We start from the raw sequence: 8,355 nt of genomic DNA on the forward strand, positions 1-8,355 counted from the left end.
TTCCTCGAGCGTCACGCGCGTGTACTCGATCTGTCCGCCGCCGGCCTTGCAGACCGAGACCTCGACTTTGCTCAGGTGCTTGCCGCTGGCGCAGTTCTTCATGACGGACGGGGCCGCCTTGTCGATGCGCGCGAGCACCTGCAGATCGTTGAAGCTGGCCTTGCCCACGCCACCGCCACCACCGCTGACCATGTTGCCAGGCTGCGTCGCACCCCATGCGAACGACTTGATATCCGTCCAGTCCTTGTGGTTCGAGTCTTTGGATTCGCCGTTCGCGCCTTCGACGCGCATGAACATGTCTACTGCCATCATTAACCCCCGGAGTTGTGCGTGCCCCATCGAGGCACTGTTGAATTAGCTGCTGTCCTTCTTGTTGGACGGCAACTTCGAAACCAGCCGCAAAGACACCGTGAGCCCTTCGAGCTGGTAGTGCGGCCGGAGAAAAAACTTGGCGGCGTAGTAGCCGGGGTTGTCCTCGATCGGTTCCACCTGGACCTCGGCGGCCGCCAGCGGCTTCATCGCCTTGGTGTCCTGCGACGAGGTGCCGGGGCTGCCGTCGACGTAGTTCATGATCCAGTCGTTGAGCCAGCGCTCCATGTCCTCGCGCTCGCGGAACGAGCCGATCTTGTCGCGGACGATGCACTTCAGGTAGTGCGCGAAGCGGCAGCAGGCAAACAGGTACGGCAGGCGCGCCGCGAGGTTCGCGTTGGCCGAGGCATCGGCGTCGTAGTACTCGGCCGGCTGCTGCAGCGACTGCGCGCCGATGAAGGCCGCGAAGTCGGAGTTCTTGCGGTGCACCAGCGGCATGAAGCCGTTCTTCGCGAGCTCGGCCTCGCGCCGGTCGCTGATCGCGATCTCGGTCGGGCACTTCATGTCGACGCCGCCGTCGTCGGTCGGGAAGGTGTGGGTCGGCAGGTTCTCGACCGCGCCGCCCGATTCCACGCCGCGGATCGAGGTGCACCAGCCGTACTGCTTGAACGAGCGGTTGATGTTCACGCCCATCGCATAGGCCGAGTTGGCCCAGGTGTAGCGGCTGTGCGCGGCCGAATCGGTCTCTTCCTCGAACTCGAACTCGTCGACCGGGTTGGTGCGCGCGCCATAGGGCAGGCGCGCGAGGAAGCGCGGCATCGCCAGGCCGATGTAGCGCGCGTCTTCCGAGTCGCGCAGCGAGCGCCACGCGGTGTGCTCGGTGTTGTGGAAGATCTTGGTCAGGTCGCGCGGGTTCGACAGCTCCTGCCACGAGTCCATCTGCATCACGGTCGGCGAGGCGCCCGCGATGAAGGGGCAGTGCGCGGCCGCGGCGATCTTGGCCATCTCGCCGAGCATCTCGACGTCGGGCGGGCTGTGGTCGAAATGGAAGTCGCCGATCAGCGCGCCGAAGGGCTCGCCGCCGAACTGGCCGTACTCGGCCTCGTAGATCTTCTTGAACAGCGGGCTCTGGTCCCAGCCGATACCCTTGTGGCGCTTGAGCGAGCGCGCCACTTCGCGCTTGGAGGCGCACATCACGCGGATCTTGAGCTGCTCGTCGGTCTCGGTGTTGTTCACGAGGTAGTGCAGGCCGCGCCAGGCACCCTCGAGCTGCTGGAAGTCCTCGTGGTGCAGGATCTGGTTGATCTGCTCGGAGAGCTTGCGGTCGATCTCCGTGATGATGGCCTGCACCGTGCGATAGGCATCGTTGGAGATGGTGACGGAGCTCTCGAGCGCCTGCACCGCCAGCGTCTTGACGGCGTTCTGCACCGCCTCGCGCGCCTGGTCGGTCTTGGGCTTGAACTCGCGCTGGAGCAGGTCCGAGAACTCGTTCGGCTCGAGCGCCTCGACGGTCTGCTGCGCACGCGCGGATTGTTTTTGCACGGTACTCATGGTGATGGTCCTGTCGACGTGATCGGCTCGCGCCTTATTCGGAACTGCCGGCCGGCTTCTCGCTGGCCGCCGCCGCATCCAGCGCACCGGCCACGGCCGGGTTCGGGCTGGTGGCCAGCGACTTCAGCAGCGCCGGGTTCTGCAGCGCCTGCGCGATGAGCTGCTCGGCGCCGTTCTTGCCGTCCATGTAGGACAGCAGGTTCGACAGTTCGGTGCGCGCATCGAGCAGCTGCTGCAGCGCGTCGACCTGGCGCGCGATGCGCGCGGGCGAGAAGTCGTCCATGCTGTCGAAGGTGATGTCGACATTGAGCTGGCCATCGCCGGTCAGCGTGTTGGGCACCTGGAAGGCCACGCGCGGCTTGATCGACTTCATGCGGTCGTCGAAGTTGTCGATGTCCACCGCCATGAACTCGCGCTCGGCGAGGTCGGGCATCGGGTCGACCTGCTTGCCCGCGAGGTCGGCGATCACGCCCATCACGAAGGGCAGCTGGATCTTGCGCTCGCTGCCGTAGATCTCGACGTCGTACTCGATCTGCACGCGCGGCGCGCGATTGCGCGCGATGAACTTCTGACCACTGTTCCTGACACGGTTGTCTGCCATAAAGCTTCCTCTTGATTCTTCGATCGAATGCGTGCGGACCGCGTGCGCCGGCCGCCGGCGCCTACTGCGATGCGTCGGACCCCGAAGGCCGGCCCGCCAGGCTCTCCAGCTTCTGCAGTCCCTCGGGCATGAGCTCCTCGATGATCTGGAAGAAGTTGAGCGCCAGCAGCTTCTGCGCCCTGCGTATCAACAGGGGCGCGGGATGGCTGGGCTCCGCGCGCTCCAGATACCGGCACGCCTTTTCCAACAACACCTGCACATCTTCGCGGCTCGTTATTTCAATATCGTTGATACCGATCGCGCGTAGGCCGGGACCGCCACTTGCAGCGGTCTCGATCGCGCCCGGCGACGAAGACGTCGCGGCCGGATCGATCGCCGATGGGCTCTGGCGTGCGGTCTGTGGCGCCTCGACCGCGCTCTGCAATGCCTGCTCGGGCAGCAGTTGCGCCACCGTGCGCATCGATCGTTCGAGGCGCGAGAAATCGGGGGCCCAGCTCTGGCCCAGTGCACGTTCGGAGGTCTCGCGGATGCGCTGCAGCAGCGCGAGCGCCGCGCGCAACGCGACGATCGGCGGTGCGTCGTTGTCGTAGGCGCGGCGCGCGGCCTCGCGCAGGCGGCCCACGCCGCCCGGGTAGTCGATCTGGTCGGCCTTGCTCGAATCGAGCAGCGCCTCGACCTGTCGCAAGGTCATCGTCACGCCACCGTCATCGAGCAACCGCGCATCGCGCACGCTGCGCCCGATGCCTTCGCTCTCGGCCAGCGCGGCCAATGCATTCATGCGCGGCAGCGGGTCCTCGTCGCCACCATCGACCACGCGCGGATGCACGTCGTCCCAGTAGGTCTGCAGCACCACGTCGACCAGCTGCAGCCCTTCGACGTAACCCGGCAGGCCGCGGTTCTCGGTCCATGCGAGCGTGAGCGGCACCAGCACGCGCAGGTCGCGCGTGCGTTCGCACAACTGCCTGGCGATGCGCTCGACCTTGGTCCAGTCGGGCGGCTCGGCCGGAATGATGGTGTTGCCGAACTGCTGCTCGCGCTTGCCGAGCGTTGCCTGCTGCAACGCCATGAAATCGGCGTCGTATTCCAGATCCTCACCGCACGGAAGCGGGCCCTCGACGGGCTTTTGCAAAAGCTCGATCTCTGCCTGCGACACCCGATCTCCCTCGTTCAACCAATCAAAACATTAACGAATCATTAGTTATCTTGAGTGGAAGCGAGGAGCCGGTCAACTACATCAGAGGTCATCATGCCGTCTCTGAATCACAAAGAAGTACATCTTCCATTAACGTTACACAGTACGGCTTAACGGCGCATGACGACGCCGTGACAGAACTCAGCGCAGCAGGCCGCGCGCGCCCAGGTTGCGCATCAGCGCGCCGATGCCGAAGGTCCAGCGCGGGGCCTTGTCGGCATGCGCGACGCGATTGACGAGCGCGCCGAGTTCGGGCGCCGCGATGCGCACGATGTCGCCGACCGTGTGCGTGAAGCCCTGGCCCGGACCGTGGCGGTCCTGCGTGGGCGCGAACATCGTGCCGAGGAACAGCATCAGGCCGTCGGGGTAGTCGTGATGGATGCCGATGGCCTGTGACACGAGGTCGAGCGGATCGCGGCTGATCTTCGCGAGCGAGCTCGAGCCCTCGAGCACGAAGCCCTCGGGCCCGCGCACTTCGAGCGCGACCGTGATGCGGCGCACCTGCGCGATGCCGAAGTGCGCATCGAACAGGCGGATGAACGGACCGATGGCGCACGAGGCGTTGTTGTCCTTCGCCTTGCCCAGCAGCAGTGCGCTGCGGCCTTCGAAGTCGCGCAGGTTGACGTCGTTGCCGAGCGCGGCGCCCAGCGTCTCGCCGCGGCTGTTGACGGCGAGCACGACCTCGGGCTCGGGGTTGTTCCACACCGAGGCCGCATGGATGCCGATGTCGGCCCCCGTGCCCACCGACGAGAGCACGGGCGCCTTGGTGAAGATCTCCGCATCGGGCCCGATGCCGACCTCGAGGTACTGCGACCACGCGCCCTGCGCGATCAGCACCTCCTTGGCCTTCATCGCCTCGGGCGAGCCCGGCACGATGTCGGCGAGGTTGTCGCCGAGCACGCCGCCGAGCGCCGCGCGCGTGGCCTCGGCCTTCGATGCATCGCCGCGCGCCTGTTCCTCGATCACGCGCTCGAGCAGGCTCGCGACGAAGGTCACGCCGCTGGCCTTGACGGCCTGCAGGTCGCAGGGCGCGAGCAGCCAGGGCCGGTCTTCGTTGCGCGCGCCGCCGTCGCTGTTGGCGAGCACCTCGGCCAGCTCCGCGATGCGCGGTGCCTGGCCGCTGCGCAGCACGCGCCGCACGGCATCGGCGGGCGACTCCTGCAGCTCGAGCAGGTCGCTCATGGTGGGCGCGAGCCGCGAGAGATCGTGCAGGCCGTCGCCCTGCACGGCCACGAGCACGGGGCCCACGCCCGGTTGCCAAAGGCGGCCGACGAGGGTGGCCTGGTCGGTGTCTTGCGGGAGGCTGGTGGCGGTCTGGAGATCGAGTGGCATGGCGGTGGTTGTCTCTGGAGGTTGGAAGGAATGCGCGGGCATCGTAGCGCCGCACGCGCCGCGGCGTGCGGTCTTCCACCGACAGGGACTCCGTGGCCTCAGTGCCCAGGCGCGGCGCGCACGCGCGCGACCTCGGCCTGCAGGTCGGGCCAGGCGGGCTCCTGCGGCGCGAAGCGTGCGCGCATGTAGCCCGCGAGCTCGGCGATCTGGCGGTCGTCGAGCGCATCGCGGAAGGCCGGCATGAAGCCGATGTCGCGCGTCGCGGGATCGCGCACGCCATCGAGGATGGTGCGCAGCAGGTTGTCGGGCTTCGCGCTCGCGAGGTTGCCGTTGAGCGCGAGCGGCGTGTTCACGCCCAACAGCGTGGGGCCGTCGCCGCCGTGATGGCAGGCGGCGCAGGCGCTGTCGAACATGCGCTGCGCGGGGCCGAGCAGCTGGCCCTGCGTGCGCGCCGCCGTGTCGACGATGCGCCGTGCCTGGGCCTGTGCGGCGGCCTCGGGCACGGGCTCGGGGTTGAACGAGGCGAGGTAGGTCGCCATCGCGCGGACGTCGGCATCGGGCACGGCGCCGAGCTCGCGCACCACCTCGGCCATCGGGCCGCCCGCGATGCCGTGGCGCGGCGAGTGGCCGTCGCGCAGGTAGCGGTAGAGCGAATCGGCGTCCCAGGGCATGGCGGACTTCGAGCGCGCCGTGAGCGGCGGCGCTTCCCAGCCATCGACCATCGCGCCCGACAGGAAGGCGCTGCCACCCTGCTCCGCGCCCAGCGCATTGCGCGGCGTGTGGCAGGCGCCGCAATGGCCGAGGCCGTTGACGAGGTAGGCGCCGCGGTTCCACTCGGCGCTCTGCGTGGCCACGGGCGCGAGCGGCGCGGGATCGTGGAAAAGCGCGTTCCATCCGGCCATCAGCGGCCGCAGGCTGAACGGGAACTTGAGTTGGGACTTCGGCGTTTCGGCGCGCACCGCGGGCATCGCCATGAAGTAGGCATAGAGCGCCTGCAGGTCGTCGTCGCTGGTCTTCGCGAAGGCCGTGTAGGGGAAGGCCGGATAGAGGTGATGGCCGTCGCGCGACACGCCCTCGCGCATCGCGCGCTGGAAGGCGCTGAAGGACCAGCGGCCGAGGCCGGTCTCGGCATCGGGCGTGAGGTTGGTGGTGTAGAGCGTGCCGAAGGGCGTGTCCATCGCGCGGCCGCCGGCGTTGGGGGCGCCGCCCGGCGCGGTATGGCAGACCGCGCAGTCGCCGAGCGCCGCGAGCACGCGGCCGCGCTCGATGGTGGCCTCGCTGTAGACCGGCGCGGTCAGCGACACCGGCGCGATCACCGAGCGCCAGCCGAGCAGGCCCGCGACGACGCCGATGCCGCCGACCACGAGCGCGGCGCCCGTGGCCCACAGGCTCTTGCGCCGTGGCCAGATGGCGTGACTCCTTCCCCCTCTGGGGGAAGGCCGGGATGGGGGCACGCCAGCATCGCCATCGGCCTGCGGCTTGCTGCCGCCCTCTCCGGGCGGCGGAGGCAGCAGCCCGCGATTCAACTCCGCCAGCACCGTCTCCGGCGTGAACGGCGGCGCCCTGAAGCGCACGCCCGTCGCATCGAAGATCGCGTTCGCGATCGCCGCCGTGCCCGGCACCGACGAGGACTCGCCCGCGCCCAGCGAAGGCTCGCCGGGACGCGGCATGTGCATCACCTCGATCACCGGCACTTCGCGGAAGTTGATGATCGGGTAGCTGCCCCATTCGCGGCTCGCGACCACGCCCGAGGGCAGCACGCCGGGCAGGCGCTCGCCGCCCTCTGCCGGCCCGGACTGCGGCGCGAACTGCACCTGCTCCTTGAGCGCGCGGCTCGTGGTCTGGATCACGTTGCCGTGCACCTGGTGCTCGACGCCCGCGGGATTGACCAGCAGGCCCGCGTCGTGCCCCACCACCACGCGGCGCACATGCACCTCGCCGGTCCGGCGGTTGACCTCGACGTCGGCCACCCAGGCCGCCCAGGCGGCGCCGAAGCCGGGCCACTTGCTGTGCACGTAGCGCGCATAGGCGAAGCCCTGGCCGAACAGGATGTCGCCACCGGGGCCGAGCCCGCCCTCGGCGTTCTCCTGCGGGCCGGTGCGCAGCCGCCAGCCGGCCCTCTGCGCGGTGGCCTGCACCAGCTCGACCGCGCGCGGGTCCTCGAGGTGGCGCAGCCGGAACTGCACCGGGTCGACGCCGGCCGCGGTCGCGAGCTCGTCGATGTACGACTCGTGCGCGAACGAGCTCGGCAGCGCCGACACGCCGCGCAGCCACGAGGCGCGCACGATCGGCGCCATGTCGTTGACCTTCACGCGCAGGTTGTCGTAGCCGTAGGGCGGGCGCGCGGTGCGGTCGCCCATCTCGTAGGCCTGCGCCACCGGTTCGATGGCGCGCGTGAGCAGCAGCGCGAGCGTGGGCGCGCCGTTCGACGGATAGGAAGTCTGGAAGTCGTAGGCCGCGACGCTGCCGTCGGCCGCGAGGCCGCCATCGATCTCCATCAGTTGCGCGGCGCCCTTGGGCTCCCACGCATGCTCCTGCTCGCGCGTGAGCTGCACGCGCACCGGCGCGCCCACGGCGCGCGCGAGCAGCGCGGCATCGGCGGCCACGTCGTCGGCGCCGTTGCGGCCATAGCAGCCCGCGGCCTCCATGCGCACCACGTCGACCTGCAGGTCCTGCACGCCGAGCAGCTTCGCGAGGTCGGCGCGCAGCACGTGCGGGTTCTGCGTGCCGGCCCAGCAGCGCAGTTGCATGCCGCTGCCGTCCTCGGGCTGCCATTCGGCCAGCGCGCACGAGGGCCCGATCGAGGCATGCATCTGGTAGGGCCAGACATAGGTGCGCGGCATCGGATGCGCGGCGCGCGCGATCGCGCCGTCGACGTCGCCCTCGTCGACCAGCAGGCGCTGCGTCGAGGGGTTGTCGCGCAGCGCCTGCGCGAGGTCGTCGAGGCCGGGCATGCCGGGCCAGGGCTTCCAGCGCACGCGCAGTTCGCGCAGCGCCTGCTCGGCGTGCTCCTCGCGCTCGGCCACGAGGCCGACGAAGTCGCGGATCACCACCACCGCGCGGATGCCGGGGATATGGGCGATCGACGATTCGTCGACCGACTCGAGCGTGTTGCCGATGAAGTCGCCATGGTCGGCGCCCGCGTAGGGCGGGCGCACCACGCGGCCGTGCAGCATGCCGGGCACGCGCATGTCGTGCACGAAGACCAGTTCGCCCGCGAGCTTGGCCGGGATGTCGACGCGCGCCTGCCGCGTGCCGACCACGCGGTAGTCGGCCGGGTCCTTGATGGCGGCCTTCGCATCGAGCTTGAGCACCGTGCGCTGGCCCGCCACCAGTTCGGCATAGCTCAGGCGCCGCTCGGGCGACTCGG

Annotated in this window: 6 protein-coding genes; all 6 read right to left on the bottom strand. The window is 69.3% G+C overall.

Translation table 11 applies throughout. The features are described from left to right. Positions 1 to 309: Hcp family type VI secretion system effector (locus AC27VN_RS24730; protein WP_490878228.1), on the bottom strand; the 309-nt coding region annotated here is incomplete at its 3' end. 45 nt (positions 310 to 354) lie between these two features. Next, positions 355 to 1,860 (bottom strand): type VI secretion system contractile sheath large subunit, encoded by a 1,506-nt coding sequence (gene tssC, locus AC27VN_RS24735; RefSeq protein WP_093343894.1) that lies wholly within the window; start codon positions 1,858 to 1,860, stop codon positions 355 to 357. A gap of 34 nt (positions 1,861 to 1,894) precedes the next feature. Further along, positions 1,895 to 2,461: a type VI secretion system contractile sheath small subunit gene (tssB, locus tag AC27VN_RS24740; protein WP_093343892.1), complete on the bottom strand. Its 567-nt coding sequence runs from the start codon at positions 2,459 to 2,461 to the stop codon at positions 1,895 to 1,897. Between the two features lie 61 nt (positions 2,462 to 2,522). Beyond that, positions 2,523 to 3,614: a type VI secretion system protein TssA gene (gene tssA / locus AC27VN_RS24745; protein WP_093343890.1), complete on the bottom strand. Its 1,092-nt coding sequence runs from the start codon at positions 3,612 to 3,614 to the stop codon at positions 2,523 to 2,525. Between the two features lie 180 nt (positions 3,615 to 3,794). Then, positions 3,795 to 4,985, bottom strand: coding sequence for a fumarylacetoacetate hydrolase family protein (locus AC27VN_RS24750; protein ID WP_490878229.1), 1,191 nt, complete (start codon positions 4,983 to 4,985; stop codon positions 3,795 to 3,797). A 98-nt stretch (positions 4,986 to 5,083) separates the two neighbouring features. Beyond that, positions 5,084 to 8,355, bottom strand: a 3,272-nt coding sequence (locus AC27VN_RS24755) for a molybdopterin cofactor-binding domain-containing protein (protein ID WP_490878230.1), incomplete at its 5' end; no start/stop codon positions are given.

This window comes from Variovorax sp. 20P10.2.4, assembly GCF_058244205.1.

Coding starts and splice junctions, on each gene's coding strand:
- AC27VN_RS24750 (WP_490878229.1), bottom strand. CDS start 4,985: ATGCCACTCGATCTCCAGACCGCCACCAGCCTCCCGCAAGACACCGAC.
- tssB (WP_093343892.1), bottom strand. CDS start 2,461: ATGGCAGACAACCGTGTCAGGAACAGTGGTCAGAAGTTCATCGCGCGC.
- tssC (WP_093343894.1), bottom strand. CDS start 1,860: ATGAGTACCGTGCAAAAACAATCCGCGCGTGCGCAGCAGACCGTCGAG.